This is a genomic window from Mesorhizobium sp. M6A.T.Cr.TU.014.01.1.1 (assembly GCF_004022765.1).
GTDB lineage: Bacteria > Pseudomonadota > Alphaproteobacteria > Rhizobiales > Rhizobiaceae > Mesorhizobium > Mesorhizobium mediterraneum.
The window spans coordinates 171,334-189,937 of sequence record NZ_RZPG01000012.1 but is presented as its reverse complement, the minus strand read 5'-3'; the positions used below and the strand labels follow the sequence as shown (position 1 = coordinate 189,937).

Annotated in this window: 14 protein-coding genes; 6 read left to right on the top strand and 8 right to left on the bottom strand. The window is 62.1% G+C overall.

Annotated features, from left to right (window positions below):
• Positions 1-315: 315 nt before the first annotated feature.
• The 3 genes from rnd to EN885_RS16105 form a co-directional block, all read right to left on the bottom strand.
• Positions 316-1,467 (bottom strand): ribonuclease D, encoded by a 1,152-nt coding sequence (gene rnd, locus EN885_RS16115; RefSeq protein ID WP_095485728.1) that lies wholly within the window; start codon positions 1,465-1,467, stop codon positions 316-318.
• 97 nt (positions 1,468-1,564) lie between these two features.
• Positions 1,565-2,809 (bottom strand): MFS transporter, encoded by a 1,245-nt coding sequence (locus tag EN885_RS16110; protein WP_128242175.1) that lies wholly within the window; start codon positions 2,807-2,809, stop codon positions 1,565-1,567.
• Positions 2,810-3,467: 658 nt separating this feature from the next.
• Entirely contained in the window at positions 3,468-3,974 is a 507-nt protein-coding gene (locus EN885_RS16105; protein WP_128242174.1) for a DUF3280 domain-containing protein, read from the bottom strand.
• 249 nt (positions 3,975-4,223) lie between these two features.
• Between EN885_RS16105 and EN885_RS16100 the strand changes: the two genes are divergently transcribed.
• Positions 4,224-5,018: a GNAT family N-acetyltransferase gene (locus tag EN885_RS16100; RefSeq protein WP_128242173.1), complete on the top strand. Its 795-nt coding sequence runs from the start codon at positions 4,224-4,226 to the stop codon at positions 5,016-5,018.
• A 198-nt stretch (positions 5,019-5,216) separates the two neighbouring features.
• On the top strand, positions 5,217-7,118 hold the full coding sequence (gene aspS, locus EN885_RS16095; RefSeq protein ID WP_164897858.1) for an aspartate--tRNA ligase: 1,902 nt from the start codon (positions 5,217-5,219) through the stop codon (positions 7,116-7,118).
• An 81-nt stretch (positions 7,119-7,199) separates the two neighbouring features.
• On the opposite strand, the gene EN885_RS16090 is transcribed toward aspS, so the two are convergent.
• Positions 7,200-8,390 carry a hypothetical protein gene (locus EN885_RS16090; RefSeq protein WP_128242171.1) on the bottom strand — a complete coding sequence of 397 codons (1,191 nt, stop codon included), beginning with the start codon at positions 8,388-8,390 and terminating at the stop codon, positions 7,200-7,202.
• A gap of 284 nt (positions 8,391-8,674) precedes the next feature.
• Here EN885_RS16090 and parC point away from each other — a divergent pair, with 284 nt between their 5' ends.
• Both parC and EN885_RS16080 read left to right on the top strand, forming a co-directional pair.
• Positions 8,675-10,927 (top strand): DNA topoisomerase IV subunit A, encoded by a 2,253-nt coding sequence (gene parC, locus EN885_RS16085; protein WP_128242170.1) that lies wholly within the window; start codon positions 8,675-8,677, stop codon positions 10,925-10,927.
• Positions 10,928-11,172: 245 nt separating this feature from the next.
• Entirely contained in the window at positions 11,173-12,393 is a 1,221-nt protein-coding gene (locus tag EN885_RS16080; RefSeq protein WP_128242169.1) for an AI-2E family transporter, read from the top strand.
• On the opposite strand, the gene EN885_RS16075 is transcribed toward EN885_RS16080, so the two are convergent.
• The 3 genes from EN885_RS16075 to EN885_RS16065 all read right to left on the bottom strand — a co-directional run bounded on the left by EN885_RS16075 (position 12,381) and on the right by EN885_RS16065 (position 14,780).
• A complete protein-coding gene (locus EN885_RS16075) occupies positions 12,381-13,277 on the bottom strand; it encodes a DMT family transporter (protein ID WP_095485736.1) in 897 nt (298 codons plus the stop codon). The genes EN885_RS16080 and EN885_RS16075 overlap by 13 nt on opposite strands.
• 129 nt (positions 13,278-13,406) lie before the next feature.
• Positions 13,407-14,171, bottom strand: a complete 765-nt coding sequence (locus EN885_RS16070; RefSeq protein ID WP_128242168.1) for an arginyltransferase — start codon at positions 14,169-14,171, stop codon at positions 13,407-13,409.
• Between the two features lie 138 nt (positions 14,172-14,309).
• On the bottom strand, positions 14,310-14,780 hold the full coding sequence (locus EN885_RS16065) for an RDD family protein (protein ID WP_095485738.1): 471 nt from the start codon (positions 14,778-14,780) through the stop codon (positions 14,310-14,312).
• Between the two features lie 308 nt (positions 14,781-15,088).
• On the opposite strand from EN885_RS16065, the gene sthA reads away from it, so the two are divergent.
• A complete protein-coding gene (sthA, locus tag EN885_RS16060) occupies positions 15,089-16,477 on the top strand; it encodes a Si-specific NAD(P)(+) transhydrogenase (RefSeq protein WP_127206314.1) in 1,389 nt (462 codons plus the stop codon).
• Between the two features lie 12 nt (positions 16,478-16,489).
• On the opposite strand, the gene EN885_RS16055 is transcribed toward sthA, so the two are convergent.
• A complete protein-coding gene (locus EN885_RS16055; RefSeq protein ID WP_128242167.1) occupies positions 16,490-17,161 on the bottom strand; it encodes an alpha/beta hydrolase in 672 nt (223 codons plus the stop codon).
• A 204-nt stretch (positions 17,162-17,365) separates the two neighbouring features.
• Here EN885_RS16055 and EN885_RS16050 point away from each other — a divergent pair, with 204 nt between their 5' ends.
• Positions 17,366-18,598, top strand: a complete 1,233-nt coding sequence (locus tag EN885_RS16050) for an OpgC family protein (RefSeq protein WP_128242166.1) — start codon at positions 17,366-17,368, stop codon at positions 18,596-18,598.
• Positions 18,599-18,604 lie beyond the last annotated feature (6 nt).

Genomic DNA, 18,604 nt, shown 5'->3' with positions numbered 1-18,604 from the left:
AATCCGGCAGGATGGCTGCCTAAACCGACAAAGGCCCCGCAAGGGCCGCGGAAAACCGCTCTGCCGGCCTTCAAAAAGGCCCTCACTGACCACCGAAATCCACTTCGCTCCCCGTGCAAAGCCCTCCTGGTGGGAGAAGGTGGCCGAGCGAAGCTCGGTCGGATGAGGGGTGTTGGAAGGATCGCGACTTTCAAGTCGTGATAGCTTGAAATCATTCGATATTTTAACGCGGCGTTTCTTCCAGCACCCCTCATCCGTCTCGGCGCTACGCGCCGATCCACCTTCTCCCACAAGGGGAGAAGGATGTGGCAGACGCTACAAATCGAACAGCGCGATCTTGCGCTTGTCGAACTTGATCGCGATCTCGCCGCGCACCAGTTTGAGCGCGGCCTCGCCGAACACGGCGCGCCGCCAGCCTTGCAAGGCCGGCACGTCGGCGGCCTCGCCCTCGGCGGCGATGCGGTCGATGTCGTCGCTGGAGGCCAGCACCTTCGAAGCGACGCCCTCCTTTTCAGCGACGATCCGCAACAGCACTTTCAACAGTTCCGCGGCGGCATTGGAGCCTTCGGGCGGCTGAAAACTCTTCGGCAGCTTCGGCATGTCTTCCCTGGGCAAGGCAAGCGCGGTGTTGACCGCGCCAAGCAGCGCCGTTGCCGTCACCGAGCGTTCCCAGCCTTTCGGCGTGGTGCGCAGCTTGGCGAGTGCTGCCGCATCGCGCGGCGCCTGCTGCGCCACCTCGTAGATGGCGTCGTCCTTGAGCACCCGGCCGCGCGGCACGTCGCGTTCGCGCGCCTCGCGCTCGCGCCATGCGGCCACCGCTTGCACGATCGCCAGCTCCTGCGGCTTGCGCAGCCGCATCTTCAGCCGTTTCCAGGCGTCCTCCGGGTGCGGATCGTAGGTCTCGCGCGCGGTCAGAACTTCCATCTCCTCGTTCAGCCAATGGGCGCGGTTCTCGCGCACCAGCTCGGCGCTGAGGTGCTGGTAGACCTCGATCAAATGGGTGACGTCGGCAAGCGCGTAGTCGAGCTGCTTCTCGGAAAGCGGCCGGTGGCGCCAGTCAGTGAAACGCGAGGACTTGTCGAGCCGAGCGCCGGTTATCTTCTGGACGAGCTGGTCATAGGAGACGCTGTCGCCGAAGCCGCAAACCATCGCCGCCACCTGGGTGTCGAACACCGGATGCGGGACCAGATCGCCGAGATGAACGATGATTTCGATGTCCTGGCGCGCCGCATGGAAGACTTTGACGACGGCTTCGTTAGCCATCAGCCGGAAGAACGGCTTCAGGTCGATGTCGGGTGACAGCGGATCGATCAGCGCCGTCACGCCGGGCGCCGCCATCTGGATCAGGCAGAGGATCGGCCAAAAGGTCGTCTCGCGAATGAATTCGGTGTCGACGGTGACGAAATCCGACTTTTCGAACGCGGCAACAGCGGTCTCAAGTTCTTCTTGGGTGGTGATGACGTGCATCAAATCGCTTTTGGCAAAAGGGTAAGGTCTCCTTCAATTTCAGCCGCGCGGGCTTTCGTCAAGCGGCAGCCCCGGGTTCAAGACATATGGGCCGTCATCATTGCTTCCCAGGCCCATCGGAATCATCGTTGCGTTTGGCCAGCCGGGCGAAGACCGTCGATGTGCGCAAAAGCCCGATGAAACGGCTGCGATGGCCGGCCGGCACGCCGGACCGCACCTGCATCCGGTACAGGATGACGACGACAAAGATGGCGTAGACGGTCGCCGTGAACACGAACAGCGCGCTTGGCCCGAAATACTGCATCGCCGTCGAGGCGGCAAACGGCCCGCCAATGGCGCCGAAGGAATAGAACAGCATCAGCGCCGCGTTGATCAGCACGAACTCGCCCTTGTCGGCGCGGTCGTTGGAGTGCGCCGCCGATAGCGAGTAGAGCGGCATGGCGAAGCAGCCGAAGATGAAGACGATCACGAAGTTGAGGGACGGGTCGCTGCGCGCCCAGAACACCAGCGCCAGCGATGCAAGCAGCGCGCAGCACGTCGTCATCAGCAGCACGGAACGCCGGTCCCAGCGGTCGGACAGATAGCCGAGCGGGTACTGGATGATGGCGCCGCCGAAAATGCCGACGCTGACGAAGGTGACGACGTCGGTGACCGACATGCCGATCTGTTCGGCATAAACCGGCGACAATGTGCGAAAGGCGCTGTTGGTGACACCGACGGCGATGCAGCCGAAGCAGCCGAGCGGCGAAATCCGCCAGACGCGGGCCAGGTCGAGCTTGACGTCTTCCGGCGGAGTCGGGTTGGAGCGGTCGCCGAGCGACACCGGCACCAGCGAGAGCGTGATCATGATCGACATGATGGCGAAGATGGCGAAACCGCCGGCGCCGAAGATCGGGATCAGGAACTGTGCGCCTGTGACCGAACCGATGTCGACCATCCGGTAGATGGCCAGCACCCGAGCGCGGTCCCTATTGGCGACCCCGGAATTGAGCCAGGCTTCCATGATAGTGAACAGGCCGGCGAAGCAGAACCCGCCGGCAAAGCGCACCGCGCACCACATGACCGGATCGACGACCAGCACCAAAAGCAGTGTTCCCGCCGAAGCGATCGCCGCCAGCGCCGAAAAGGCGCGCACGTGGCCGACGGCCTTCATGATGTGGGTGACGGCGAGGCAGCCAAGCAGGAAGCCGGCGAAATAGAACGTGCCCATCAGGCCGATGGTCGAGGCCGAAAATCCCTCCTGCGCACCGCGCAGCGCGATCAAGGTGCTCTGCAGGCCGTTGCCGCCGAGCAGGATGCCGGCGGCAATAAGGAGCGGGATCAGCGGGCGCATGGAGGACATGAAGGAAGGCCTGTCGTTGATCCTTCTTGGACCATCGCCCCGGTCAATGCCAGCGGCAATTCCCGGCAGTTAGCGGGCCAGCCCCGGCAATCAGTATCTCAATTAGAATTTTGGCTTAGGGTCGGTCTTTCGCGCTCCCGATGGCGCACTGGGCAGTCCCCCTTTCGACAGGCAATCGCAAAAACCACTTGCCCAAAAGCCGTCTCCGCAACCCGCGCCCCGTCGCGCAATGCGCACGGCCTGGTTGCGGATTTCCGCTTGCTACTTCCTTGCCAATGCAACTCTGAATTTGTAAGGTTTCGTGCCCGCATGCGGAAGATATGGAGACTTAGGATATGTCACCAGTCAACCACGCATTCCCTAGGCCCGACTTTCGGACCTATGCGGCCGCATCCAAGGCGAGCATTTCATCTCATCCTCGCCTTTCTCGCGGCAACATTTTTTACTGTGATGATGGCCGACCTCAATTCGTCCATCGGCAGGCTGGCGATTCAGTTTGCCGTCATGTTTTTCGCCATCGCACTTCCGCTCCTCATCTTTCATCGGCAGGCCCAAAGACGAGGGTAAAGCCAAATCGAAGTTTGCTTCGCGCCGCTGCGATGCTTGGCCCATCGATGGCGAACGACCACCGCAGGTCGACCCGCAGCCGGCGTGCGCCCTACCGCAAGATTCTGTTTGTCATCAGCCATTTGACGGAGCGAGGCCACGCGTAGTTCGGACCCATGCGAAGATCGGTAAAGCCCTGCAAAACAGGTTTCCCGGTTTCAGCGTCGAGGATGCGAATGAACATAGTATGCTCTGTTCGGTTGACGCGCGTCACGACGCCTAGCAAGGCAAGAGACGCGCCGTGCTCTTTGGCAATTTTACCTTCACAGCCCCCGCAGTTGCGCAAGCCGTGCGGCGCACCCGCCTGCTCATCCCTCGCTGGCACATCAACGATTGTAAAACGCCCAGACTTGGAGAGCATGTCCTTCGCCATTTGTGCCGACTCGGACAGATAGCGCTTATCGTGTTCAGCCGGGGGAATTATCCCCGCCCCAGCGCTCTTGTCCTCCAATTCGAAAGGAAACACCTCGATTGACATCGGCTTTGTCTGCTGAGCGTGCGCAAATGTGCAAGTGCCGACAAGCAGTGTCATCAGGACAATCAATGTGCGAATGCGCATGGTAGTCCTCCCATCAATGGACGGCCATTGTACACGGCTTGATCACCCTAATCACGATCAAAGCAGAAGATAGCAGTCGCCTTCCGTCAGCCGCGGCGCGTAGTCCGCTTCGGAACGGGCGATGCCGAAAATCCCTCCTGCGCGCCGCGCCATACCCTGAAGGAGCCGGGCTGGTTCCAGCGGGAACCAGCTTGGCTGTATTCTATCGTGCTTGCTATACTCCATCGGGCACGTCACAGGGGGCTTCCCATGTCAGGCTATTTCGGCACAGAGGTTCAGCAACGCCTGCAAGCTCAGGCTGAGGCGAGTGTCGACTTCATCAATGTGACCCCCGGCGCGTGCCAGACCGGGCGCACTATGGGGTGCGATGATCCCGACCGGTTCGGGTGGGAGCTGATCGACAAGATCCTCAATCGCGACGGCATCTGCGGCTTTCGTATGATACCGGCAAGCAAGGCGGATGAGCTCAAGTCGAGATTGGCCAAAGGGGGCTTCCGCTTCGATACCTGGGACGTTTTCTTGGCCGACCAGGCAAGTGCCCTGGCGGCGTCGGAGGCAATTATCGATCAGGGACTGCCCGACGGACTTCTCGATCAAGACAAGCCGACCGAGCCGGATGATGAGTATACGGCCCTCATCCAGGCGTTCATGGCGGCGTCGGGCGTAGTGCCATTTTCGGGGTCGCTGCTGGCCGGAACGCTGGGACCGGCGACGACAGTAGTGGTGGGCGACAAGACGGGTACCGTCGCGGCAACCGCGCATGGCTACTTGGCTCACAATTCCTACAGCACCTATCACCGATATGCGTGGGGTGGACTGGTTGCGGTCGCGCAATCGCAGAGGGGCCGAGGGCTCGGCAACCACATCAACGCTCGCATGATCGTCAGTGTGTTTCGCGATCTGCATGCGACGCACATCTATGAACTCGTATCAGCCTCGAACTTACCGTCCCGGCGAATGGTGGAATCATGCGGGCTTCGTCGCGATCCCGCTGTTGTGTGTGGGGTTGCTACGCCTGGCGATAGTGCGCGCTTCACCCGCTGACCGCCATGGGCGGTCGATGTTGGATCGCAGCTTATTCCGAGCGATGATCGCGTAGGGCGAAAGCCGAAGTCCAACCTGAGATGCTGCCCGTTCGCCGTCTGCCTTGACAAAGGCGGCCTCTCATGTGCTTTTCGCGCAAATTTTCGGGCCAGGCCATCATGCCTTGGCCGCAATCAACATCCGGACTTACCAATGACAATGCATCGTTACCGCAGCCATACCTGTGCCCAGTTGAGGAAGAGCGACGTCGGCTCTTCGGTTCGCCTGTCGGGCTGGGTGCATCGCGTTCGCGACCATGGCGGCCTCCTCTTCATCGATTTGCGCGACCACTATGGCCTGACCCAGATCGTCGCCGACCCGGATTCGCCGGCCTTCAAGATTGCCGAGACCGTGCGCGGCGAATGGGTCGTCCGCGTCGACGGCGAGGTCAAGGCGCGTCTGGCAGAGACCGCCAACGCCAATTTGCCGACCGGCGAGATCGAGGTTTTCGCGCGCGAGATCGAAGTGCTGTCTGCGGCCAAGGAACTGCCGCTGCCGGTGTTCGGCGAGCCGGACTATCCCGAGGACATCCGCCTCAAATACCGCTTCCTCGACCTGCGTCGCGACACGCTGCACAAGAACATCGTGGCGCGCACGAAAATCATTGCCGAGATGCGCAAACGCATGGGCGAGGTCGGCTTCACCGAATTCTCGACACCGATCCTGACCGCTTCGTCGCCCGAAGGGGCGCGCGACTTCCTGGTGCCGTCGCGCATCCATCCCGGCACTTTCTACGCGCTGCCGCAGGCGCCGCAGATATACAAGCAATTGATCATGGTGTCGGGCTTCGACCGTTATTTCCAGATCGCGCCCTGCTTCCGCGACGAGGACCCGCGCGCCGACCGCCTGCCGGGCGAATTCTATCAGCTCGACCTGGAGATGAGCTTCGTCGAGCAGGACGATATCCTGGCGACCATGGAGCCGGTCATGCGCGGCGTGTTCGAGGCCTTTGCCGCCGGCAAGCCGGTGACGCAGGAATTTCCGCGCATCGCCTATGACGTCGCCATGCGCAAATACGGCACCGACAAGCCGGACCTGCGCAACCCGATCGAGATGCAGGCCGTCTCCGATCATTTCCGCGATTCCGGCTTCAAGGTATTCGCCAACATCCTCGCCAACGACCCGAAGGCCGAAGTCTGGGCCATTCCGGCCAAGACCGGCGGCTCGCGCGCCTTCTGCGACCGCATGAATTCCTGGGCGCAGGGCGAGGGCCAGCCGGGCCTCGGCTACATCTTCTGGCGTGGCCAACCGTCTCTCGAAGACCTCGGATACGAGCAGTTTGATGATAGGGGAGACGCAGTTGAAAATGCCAAATTTGCTCAAGCGGCTGCGAAAATTGAGCAATGGCGCAAAGACAACCCGTTTGGGTACGAAGGTGCAGGCCCGTTGGCCAAAAACATTGGTCAAGAACGAACAGAGGCAATCCGCAAGCAACTCGGACTCGGAGCGGGCGACGCCGCCTTCTTCGTCGCCGGCGACCCGAAAAAGTTCGTCTCGTTCGCGGGGGCGGCACGCACCCGCGCCGGCGAGGAGCTGAACCTTGTCGACCGCGACCGTTTCGAATTGTGCTGGATCGTCGACTTTCCGTTCTACGAATGGAACGAGGACGAGAAAAAGATCGATTTCGCCCACAATCCGTTTTCCATGCCGCAAGGCGGCATCGATGCGCTCAACGGCGAGGATCTGCTCGGCATCAAGGCGTTCCAGTATGACATGGTCTGCAATGGTTTCGAGATCGCCTCCGGCGGCATCCGCAACCATTTGCCGGAGACCATGGTCAAGGCGTTTGAGATCGTCGGGCTGGATCGCGACACGGTCGAGGAGCGCTTCGGCGGCCTCTATCGTGCCTTCCAGTATGGCGCGCCGCCGCATGGCGGCATGGCGGCCGGCATCGATCGCGTCGTCATGCTGCTGGTCGGCGCCAAGAACCTGCGCGAAGTGACCATGTTCCCGATGAACCAGCAGGCCTATGACCTGTTGATGAGCGCGCCGGCGGAAGCCAGCCCGCAGCAGCTTCGCGAATTGTCGCTACGCGTCGCGGTGACCAAGAAAGAGGTTTAAGAACCTCCCGCAACCGATTCTGTTGATTCACAAAAAAGCCCGGCATCGCGCCGGGCTTTTCGCTTCAAGGGACCGCTTCGGTCAGTCCTCGTTCGCCTTGAACGTCACGCCAAGCGTCTTCGTCAGATCCACCGGGTTGGACATGGCGCCTGCCATGATCAGCGCGAACGGCACCGCCGCCGGCGGCTCGGCCAAGATTTCGAGGCTCTGCGGATCGTCGAGATATTTGCCGACTGCAGCCGACACCTGCGCCGTCAATTCCGGATTATTGAGCTGTGCCATGCCGAAAGGCACGATCGCCTTGGCCTGGTTAGCGATATCCTTGCCGGACATGCCTTGCTGCTTGCCGACATAGTCCAGCACCTTGTTGGTCAGCGAATCGTCGTCGAAGCGGATCGAAGCGCTGTTGAACGAAAGCTGCTGCAAGACGCCGAGCATGGCCATGCCTTGCGCCGAATTGTCGGCGCCTTCGGGCTGGGCCGCCATCTTCTTCTGCGCCTCCTGCAGCGATTTGATGACGTCAAGCGTGTAGCCGCCGAGACCGAAGGTCATGCCGAGCGTTCCGGCATTGTCGACGGAGATGTCGTATTTCGACAGCTCCATCTTGCCGTCCGAAGGCTGCCAGGTGCCCGCCATTTCAAGGTTTCCGGTGATGTTCTGGTAACCGAGCGCGTTGATCACGTCCTTGGACTTCGGATCCTCGATCAGCGTCAGGTCGGCATTGAACTTCTCCGTCGTGCCGGAAAATTCCATCGCCTTGCCGTCGGCCGGCGGCGTGATCTCGATGGCAAGCCCGTCCATCGAGAAGGCGGTCTTGTCGGCAACCTTGACAGTCATGTTGTCGAGCTCTGCCGATTTGTACATCATCAGCGAGCCCAGCGGGCCCGTGGTGCCGTCGGCCGGAACCGTCATGTCGTGGATGATGAACGGGCTGAGGTTGAGCGTGACGCCGTCCTCGCTGTGCTGGAACGCCGCAGTCGAGACCGTTTCGATTTCATAACCGCCATTGGCTTCGGTCACGCCTTCAAGCGTGACGTCGCCAAGCTTGAGCGCTTCCTTTTCGGCCGCCGGTTTGACGGCGACGCCTTGCAGCACCATGCTGGAGGCATCGCCCGTCACCCCGGTCCATGAGATGTCGACGCCCTGGGCGGCGAGAGCTGCCTTCAGCCGGTCGGCGACCGCAGCATCCTGCGCGAAGGCCGCGTTCAGCGGCAGCGTCAGCAGGAAGGTCGAAAAAGCGAGCTTGTTGAGTGTCGAGCGTCTGATCGTCATCGCGGTTCCCTGAGCGTGTCCTGAGATTATTTTCAATTCTTTGCGCCGTCACCCTTCCGTGACGAACTGGACGGGAAAAAGGCGTTCTCCCGCACAATGGTCGAAAACCATGGCGAAAGGCAAATCCGATCCATCGCGCCCCCGATCCATCGCGCTTGCCATAGAGGCGGGATGTAACCAATTGATGTTGGTCGTTGCTGGAGTGCGTTCAGTTCGTGTTGCAGAAGGCGCCTCACATCCAAGCGCCTCTTGCCGCGAATCACCCGCTCGGCTAGTCCCAGCCCATGGGAAAAAGGCTTTTACCGCCTGGCGATGGCGGTGGCGACAACATCGAGCCGGTCGATCTGAAGAAAGCGCTGGAAGAGCGCTATCTCGCCTATGCGCTGTCGACCATCATGCACCGGGCGCTGCCGGATGTGCGCGATGGGCTGAAGCCGGTCCATCGCCGCATCATGCATGCCATGCGGCTGCTCAGGCTCAACCCCGACCAGGGCTTCGCCAAATGCGCCCGCATCGTCGGCGAGGTGATGGGCAAGTTCCATCCGCATGGCGACCAGTCGATCTACGACGCGCTGGTGCGGCTGGCGCAGGATTTCTCGATGCGCTATCCCCTGGTCGACGGCCAGGGCAATTTCGGCAATATCGACGGCGATAACGCCGCCGCCATGCGCTACACCGAAGCGCGCATGACCGATGTGGCGACCGAGCTGCTGTTCGGCATCACCGAGGATGCGGTCGACTACCGGCCGACCTACAATGAGGAGGACGAGGAGCCGGTCGTGCTGCCCGGCGCCTTTCCGAACCTGCTGGCCAACGGCTCGTCCGGAATTGCAGTCGGCATGGCGACTTCGATCCCGCCGCACAATGCCGCCGAGCTCTGCGACGCCGCGCTTCATCTGATCGAGCATCCCGATGCGCTGGTGACGACGCTGATGGACTTCGTTCAAGGACCGGATTTCCCGACCGGTGGCATCATCGTCGACAGCCGTGCCTCGATCCTCGAAGCCTACGAAACCGGTCGCGGTGGTTTCCGCGTCAGGGCGAAATGGAGCCAGGAGGACCAGGGCAGGGGCACCTGGAGCATCGTCGTCACGGAAATCCCCTACGGCGTCCAGAAGGCGCGGCTGATCGAAAAGATCGCCGAGCTTTTGATGGCGCGCAAATTGCCGCTGCTCGAGGACATCCGCGACGAGAGCGCCGAAGACGTCCGCGTCGTGCTGGTGCCGAAGAGCCGTTCGGTCGATCCCGGCATCCTGATGGAATCGCTGTTCAAGCTGACCGAGCTTGAAAGCCGCTTTCCGCTCAACATGAACGTCCTGTCGCGCGGCAAGATACCCAACGTGCTGTCGCTGAAGGGCGTGCTCAAGGAATGGCTGGATCACCGCCGCGAGGTGCTGATCCGCCGCTCCAGGCATCGCCTCGGCGAGATCGAAAGGCGGCTGGAGATACTCGCCGGCTATCTGATCGCCTATCTCAACATCGACGAGGTGATCAGGATCATCCGCGAGGAGGACGAACCCAAGCAAGTGATGATGGCGCGCTGGTCGCTTACCGACAACCAGGCCGAAGCCATCCTCAACATGCGGCTCAGGGCCCTGCGCAAGCTCGAGGAATTCGAGATCCGCAAGGAATTCGACGGCCTCACCACCGAGAAGAAGCAGATCGAGGCGCTGCTTGCGTCCGACGCCAGGCAGTGGTCGACGATCAAGTGGGAAGTCTCCAGCATCCGCGAGAAATTTGGACCGGAGACCGAGCTCGGCAAGCGCCGGACCCAGTTCGCCGACGCGCCCGAACATGACCTGACCGACATCGCCCATGCCATGATCGAGCGCGAGCCGGTCACCGTGGTCGTTTCGGAAAAGGGCTGGCTCAGGGCGATGAAAGGTCACCTGACCGACCATTCGTTGCTGACCTTCAAGGAGGGCGACAGCCTCAAGCTCGCCTTCCACGCCCAGACCACCGACAAGGTGCTGGTCTTCACCACCGGCGGCAAGTTCTACACGATCGGCGCCGACCGGCTGCCGGGTGGGCGCGGCCATGGCGAACCGATCCGCATCATCGTCGACATGGACAACGACCAGGACATCGTCACCGCCTTTGTCCATGATCCCAAGCGCAAGCTGCTCTTGGTGTCGCATGACGCCAATGGCTTCATCGTGTCGGAAGAAGAGGTCGTCGCCAACACCCGCAAGGGCAAGCAGGTGATGAACGTCAAGGCGCCCGACGAGGCCCAGCGTTGCGTGACCGTCGCCGGCGACCATCTCGCCATCGTCGGCGAGAACCGCAAGATGCTGGTCTTCCCGCTCGCCGAGATCCCTGAGATGGGTCGCGGCAAGGGCGTCCGCCTGCAGAAATACAAGGATGGCGGCGTCCTCGACCTCAAGACCTTCACGCTCGAAAGCGGTCTCTCCTGGCAGGATTCGGCCGACCGCACCTTCGTCAAGTCGCGTGAAGAGCTGATCGAATGGATCGGTGCTCGAGCCTCGGCCGGACGCATGGTGCCGAAGGGATTCCCGAGGACGGGGAAATTCGGGTAGCTGCTAATCTCCCCCCTCGAGGGGGAGATGTCGCCGAAGGCGACAGAGGGGGTCGGCACGTCCTGACGCGACCTCTTATTGTGGACTGAGGACGCCGGCGCTTTATGCGCGGCGACCCCCTCTGGCCTGCCGGCCATCTCCCCCTCAAGGGGGGAGATATCTAGACATTTGGAATGTCGTCACGATTGCTGCACTATGTCAGTGCATAAGTATCGCTACATGAGCCGTTTGGGAGAAATGGGCATTTGAAGGAAGCTAGAATTCGGAAACCGGAAGGCCAGCAGCGCCTGTTTGGCCTGTCGACGCCGCTCAGATCCGCCGTCATTCCGCCGCTGTCGGCGGCGCGCTGGCTCCTGGTGCTGATCGTCGCTGCCGGGGTCTATTTCTTTCATGGTTTCCTGGTCCCGGTACTGGCCGCGCTTGTCATTGCCTTTGCCAGTTGGCCGCTCTATCGGCGGTTGCTCGCTGGTGTCGGCGGCAACCGCACGATCGCCGCGACATTGGCGATCCTGTTCATCCTCACCTTCCTGGTGGTGCCGATCGCGTTCGCCGGCGCCTACGCCACCAACGAAGTCCGCGAATGGGTCGGCTGGGCGATCGAGACCAACCGCGAAGGCGCGGTGACGCCGCACTGGATCGCCACGCTGCCTGTAGTGGGCGAGTGGCTGAACGAGCAGTGGACGCGCAATCTCGGCCATCCCGGCGGCATCGGCGAACTGATCCAGCTGATCAGCGGCGCCAACATCGGCAGCATCTACCGCGGGGTGCTGGCCGCCGGCGGCAGCGCCTTCGGCCTTCTACTGGCGCTGCTGTTCATGATGATCGCGCTGTTCTTCGCCTATCGCGACGGCGAGCATTTCGCTGGGCAGGTCGACCGTCTCGGCGAACGCATCCTGCCGACCAGGTGGGAGCGGATTTCACGCGTCGTGCCGGCGACGATTTCCTCGACGGTGACCGGCATGACCATTATCGCCATCGGCGAGGGGGTGGTGCTGGGCGTGGCCTACTGGCTGGCCGGCGTGCCGTCGCCGGTGACGCTCGGCGCGTTGACCGGCATCATGGCGCTGATCCCCGGCGGCGCACCGCTGTCCTTCACGCTTGTTTCGATCTATCTCGCCGCCAGCGGCTCGCCGATGGCCGGGTTGGCGCTGTTCATCTGGGGGAGCGTCGAACTGTTCATCGTCGACAAGACATTGCGCCCGAAACTGGTCGGCGGCCCGATAAAGCTGCCGTTCCTGCCGACCTTTTTCGGCCTGATCGGCGGCGTCAAGACGATGGGCTTTCTCGGCCTGTTCATCGGTCCGGTGCTGATGGCATTGCTGGTCGCGATCTGGCGCGAATGGCTGCGCGAGGTGGAATTGGCCGACGAGCTTGCCCCCGCAGCACCGGACGACCTGGAAGGCGCTCCGCCGCAGATCGATATCGTCGCGGAGCACGCCGCCGCGAGGAAGAGTCAGGCCGGGTGACTGACCGCAAGGGTGGCGCGGCGCCTGCGCCCCTCATGCAGCTGCCATAGCGAATGGGCGACCAGCGTGACGATGAGGATCGCGCCGCCGATCAGGCTGTTGCGCGACGGCGCTTCGGCAAAGATCATCCACATCCAGACCGGCGCCAGCACGGTTTCAAGCAGATAGAACATCGCCACCTCCGGTCCCGAAACATATTTCGGTCCGTTGGCGAGGCAGAAGAACGAGATCGGCATGATGACGGCGCCGTTGAAGATGATCCACCACGGCGCGTTCACCTGAAGGCCTTCGCCTGAGACCATGAACACCGCGACGGCCAGGGGCAGGATCACGCCGATCAGCGATGTGAACCCCATGTCCTTGCCGCTGGCGCGCGAGATGGTGATGGCCAGGGCGATGAAGAAAGCCGAGCACAGTGCCATGAGATCGCCGAACAGGTGCCCGGTGCCGATCGAATCGCCGACGATGATCGCGACGCCGAGGATCATGACCAGCATCGCGACCACGGTGACCAGTCGCGGCCGCTCCTTCAGAAACACCCAGGACAGCAGTGCCGCGAACACGGTGTTGAAGGCCAGGATGAAGACCAGATTGGCGGTCGTGGTGTAATAGATGCTGGTGACGAAGGTGACCGAGGTCAGTCCGTAGCATATTGCGACAACGAGCCCCGACCAGCCGGGGATGAGCTGCGGCGCGTTCCGGCTCAGCGAGCGCCAGACAGCCCAGATGACCAGCGCCGCGACCAAGGTGGTGCCGGTGCGCAGCAGGAGGATCGTCCATGCGCCGCCGTCGGCCAGGCGGATCAGTGGAATGTCGACGGTCAGCGTCAGGCCGCCAATGGCGGTGATGAGAAGGCCCTTCTGGTGATCGTTGTGGGACGACATGCGGCAATTCTCGCAATGAATGTGGAGGCAGGCGCAAAATTGGCCCAGCGTCTGTCCTTCCAGCCAAGCGGCCGAAAACCAGCAGCATCCTCCTTGAACAGTTTTAAGGATGATTGGCGGAAGGGCGGATCAGCGCGAAACCGCTTCGTGGTCGTAGCGTTCCCAGCCTTTGGGGCCGAGATGCTCCTGCGGCGTGAAGCGCATCTTATAGTTCATCTTGCGCGAGCCGTTGACCCAGTAGCCGAGATAGACATGGGGCAAGCCCATCGCCCTGGCGCGGGCGATGTGATCGAGGATCATGAAGGTGCCGAGCGAGCGGTCCTCGAAGTCGGGATTGAAGTAGGAATAGACCATCGACAGGCCGTCGGCCATCTTGTCGGTGAGCGCTACCGCGATCAGCTCGCCCTGGCCCTTGCCGGTAATAAAGCTGTCGGGGCCGCGGCGCCGGTACTCGATGACCTTGGTGTCGACATGGGTGTCCTCGACCATCATGGCGTAGTCGAGCACCGTCATGTCGGACATGCCGCCGCGGCGATGGCGGGCATCGAGATAGCTGCGGAACAGCGAATACTGCTCGGTGGATGGTTGCGCGTCGTGCATGGCGCCGATGAGGTCTGAATTGTGCTGTATCACCCGCCTCATGTTGCGGCTGGCGGTGAATTCCTGGGCCAGGATGCGCACCGAAACGCAGGCACGGCAGGTCTCGCAGGCCGGCCGGTAGGCGATGTTCTGCGATCGCCGGAAGCCGCCTTGCGTCAACAGGTCGTTCATCTCCGACGCCTTGTCGCCGACCAGATGCGTGAACACCTTGCGCTCGAACTGGCCCTCAAGATACGGGCACGGCGACGGCGCGGTCAGGAAGAACTGTGGCGACTGGGTTGGATGCTGCGTCATCGAACCTTGGAAACACTCCTGCGAATCATCATACCTTTGGCGCGCGCAGCGAAAAATTCAACAGGATTGTGAAAGCGCGCCGAGCGGACGCCTTCACTTTGCACATAAACGCTCGCGGGAGACTCGCGAAAGCTGTCCTCAGCGGTCACTGCGGCTGACCACCGTGCCCAACAGCAGGTCGTGCAGCGTGCGCTTGCGGTCGGCAAACAGCGACACCAGGAGGACCAGCGGCGTCAGGATAACGTTGCCGGCCCAAAACAGCACCGAATGCACCACGGCCGTCAGCCCGTCGATGCGGGTGCCGTCGAGGCGGTCGAGCCGGATACCCATCATCTTCATGCCTGTCGTGGCCTGGTCGGTGCTGCCGAGCGTGTTCCAGATGTAGAGGATGGCGACGGCCGGCACGAGGACGGAAAACAGCATCCAACCGAGGCCGAGCGTCAAGATCCCGAGGAAGAACACCAGGATCGCGAACGGAATGGTGAGCAGCGCGACGATGCAATAGTCGATGATGAAGGCGAGTACACGCCGCGTGCGCACGCCGTCATAGGCCCTGATATCATCGAGCCTGGTGGTGATGATTTCGCCGTCGAGAACGCGCGCGTTCATGTCATTTCCTCGTAATCAGGCCCGGGATAGGGTGCGGGCCGCCTGGTGTTGAAATGGTGAAGTCTCGCGACGGAATCAAGATCGAGCCGTTTTCAGCCTGCGACCGGAAGCAGCGCCGAACCTAATGCATGTCGCGCAAAAAGTGCGCAGCGGTTTGCGATAACGACATGCATAGAAACAAGGGCTTAAAGCGCGTCGCATGAATCCGTTCGAACGCGAGCGCTTTAGCTTGGATCGGTTGAATTTGCCGCGCGGATGGCGTTAGTTTGCTGCGGCGCAACATATCGGCGGGCGAGGGACGGGGCGACATGGATTATGACATGCTGGTCATTGGCAGCGGCCCTTCCGGGCGCCGTGCCGCGGTGCAGTCGGCCAAGCTTGGCAAATCCGTTCTGGTGGTCGACAGGGGACGGCGTCTTGGCGGTGTTTCCGTGCACACCGGCACCATCCCGTCGAAGACGCTGCGGGAAACTGTGCTCAACCTCTCCGGTTGGCGCGAGCGCGGCTTCTACGGGCGCGGCTACCGGGTCAAGCAGGACATTTCGGTCGGCGACCTGATCGAACGCCTGCACAAGACACTCGATCATGAAGTCGAGGTGCTGCAGCACCAATTCATGCGCAATACGGTCAAGAGCGCACGCGCCGGGGTCAAATTCCTCGGTCCCAACAGAGCGAGCCTGACGACGGAAACCGGCGACTATAGCGAAGTCGGTTTTGCGCATGCGCTGATCGCAGTCGGCACCCGCCCGCACCGGCCGCGCGACGTGCCCTTCGACAAGACCCGTATCTTCGACAGCGACGAGATGCTGGAGCTCGAGCGCCTGCCGCGCACGCTCACGGTGATCGGCGCCGGCGTCATCGGCGTCGAGTACGCGACGATCTTTTCGGCGCTCGACGTGCCGGTGACGCTGGTCGAGCCGCGCAACACCATCCTCGATTTCGTCGACCGCGAGATCGTCGACGACTTCATCCATCAGATGCGCGACCGCGGCATGACCATCCGGCTGGGCAGTGCGATCAAGGAGATCGCCTCGAAACCCGACTACGCCGAGGTGACGCTTGCCGACGGCCGCACCATACGCTCGGAGATGGTGCTCTATGCCGCGGGGCGCACCGGCAATGTCGGCGCGCTCGGCCTGGACGTGGTCGGCATCGAGTCCGACTCCCGGGGCCGCATCAAGGTCGATCCGCAGACCTTCCGGACCAGCGTGCCGAACATCTATGCCGCCGGCGACGTCATCGGCTTTCCGAGCCTCGCCTCCACCTCTATGGAACAGGGCAGGGTGGCCGCCTGCCATGCCTTCGGCGTGCCCTTGCCGCCGCCGCCGGAAACCTTTCCCTACGGCATCTACGCCGTGCCGGAAATCTCGACGGTCGGCCAGTCCGAGGAGCAGGTGCGCGAGAGCGGCGGCGCGTATGAGGTCGGCGTGGCGCGCTTCCGCGAAACCTCGCGCGGCCATATCATGGGCGTGACCACCGGCTTCCTGAAGCTTCTGTTCTCGATCGAAACACGCCGGTTGCTCGGCGCGCATATCGTCGGCGAGGGCGCGACCGAACTCATTCACATTGGCCAGGCGGTGATCAATCTCGGTGGCACCGTCGATTTCTTCGTCAACAACACGTTCAACTATCCGACGCTGGCCGAAGCCTACAAGATCGCCGGGCTGGATGCCTGGAACCGCATGGGGCGAGCGTAAAACCACGGCTCATCAGTTCGCCTGCGCGACGGCGATTGCCGGGCCCGCCAGCCATTGCCTGACGATTTCAGCATCCCGATCGCCGATTTCATGGCCGGAGGCGATGGTGCGGGCCTCGACCTCGGCACCATGTGATTCGAGCAATGCGACCAACGCCGGCGCGAAGGGCGCGTAGGTCAGGTCGGCGGCACCTGCGATGATCAGCACGCGCGCTTTGGACAAGTCGGCTGGTGGAACGTCGTCGAGCACCGGCATCGGGCGCAGCAATGCTGCCCGTTCGATGAGGCCGGAATGCAGCAGCATCACGCTCGAAACCAGATTGGCGCCGTTCGAATAGCCGAGAAAAATCGTTCGGGAGAGATCGAGACCGTGGCGCTTCGCGGCCTCGGTGACGAAGCCCGCGAAAGCGTCCGCCTCTGTGCGGATGCACTCCTGTTCGAAGCGCGTCGGCGTGACCCTCGCGAACCAGCGGAAACCGTTCTCCTGGGCGATGCGGCCACGGACCGCCAGCAGCACGGCGCGCGGTGCGATTTGCCGCGCCAGCGCCACCAGCGTCGTCTCGTCGACACCGGATCCATGCAGCAGGAAAAGGCATTCGCCGCTCGAATCAACAGGTCGATAGAGCCGGTAGAAAAAGCCCAGATCATGCCGCAAAATGCCATCTTCCGGAGGTTTTTCCACCATAGTTCATCCCTTTGATTTCGTGATGGTTTTGTTCATTTGCCGGCTTCAAAACGGAATATTTTCGGGCTCCTTCAAAGTTGATTGAACCGGGCGCATTTCAGTCCGTTTCTTCGCCGATATGCTCCTGCGGGAGGAATCGAAGCGGTGCGTCCGGCGGTCGCATCGATTGCCGGCATGAACAACCAGCTTTGAGGCCTTTTATCGATGACCGTGCCAAATTCACCGGATCGCGCTAAGCGTATCCGGGATATGCGTATCCCGGATACGCGTATCCAGGAGCGCGATACGCGTATTGACGTGTTCCGCGCTCTCGCTCTGCTGATCATATTTGTCGACCATGTCCCGGGGACGGTTTTCGAAACCCTGACCTACAAGAATTTCGGCTTTTCGGATGCCGCGGAGGCCTTCGTGCTGATCTCCGGCATGTCCGTCGCGCTTGCCTACGGCTCAAAATTCGAGCCCGGAAACCGGCTCATGGCGACACTGAAATTGTGGCGCCGCGCCGGCGTGCTCTATGTCGCCCACATCGTCACGACGATGGCGGTGATGGCGATCTTCTGCGCGGCGGCGGTGTTCGCCAAGCGGCCGGACATGCTGACGCTGATCAACATCGAGCCATTGATCAGGAACCCGCAGCAAGCGCTGATCGGCATCGCCACGCTTGGCCATCAGCTCGGCTACAACAACATCCTGCCGGTCTATGCGGTGCTGCTGCTGATGGCGCCAATCTTCCTGCTGTTCATCAGCCACAGGCCTTTGGCGGCGCTCGCCGTATCCGGAACTCTGTGGCTGGTTGCTGGGATCTACCAGATCGCCCCGCCGAATTATCCCGAGCCCGGCTTTTGGTTCCTCAATCCGCTGTCGTGGCAGTTCCTCTTCAACATCGGCCTGGCGAGCATGCTGCATATCAGGCGCGGCGGCACCATTCCGGTCAATCGCTGGCTGGTCGGCGCTTCGGCGGTCTATGTCGCGGCGGCATTGGTCTGGGTGCACAGCCCGCTATGGGGGCAGGTGTCGTGGCTGAACCTGCCCGTGGTGCTGACCGGCTTCGACAAGACGTTCCTGTCGCTGCCGAGGCTGCTGCACATCCTGGCGGTAACCTACCTGATCGTGGCGTTTCCTTCCGTCTCGAACCTGTTCCGCACCAGCCGCGACCATCCGCTCGCCATATTGGGCAAACGATCGCTGCCGGTTTTCATCGCCGGCACGGTTCTCGCCATGGCGACGCAGGTGATGAAGCTGATCAACCCCGGCGGGTTTGCCTATGACAGCTTGCTGATCGCCGCAGGCATCGCCCTGCAGTTCGCGCTCGCCTATTATCTCGAATGGCTGTCGGGCCTTGGACGGTCCGGCAAGAGCAAGCCGGTCCGCAGCGAGGCGTCGCCAGTCCATGCGTCCTTCGGGGTGGGAGCCATGGCGACAGGCATTAATCGATAGGCGTCC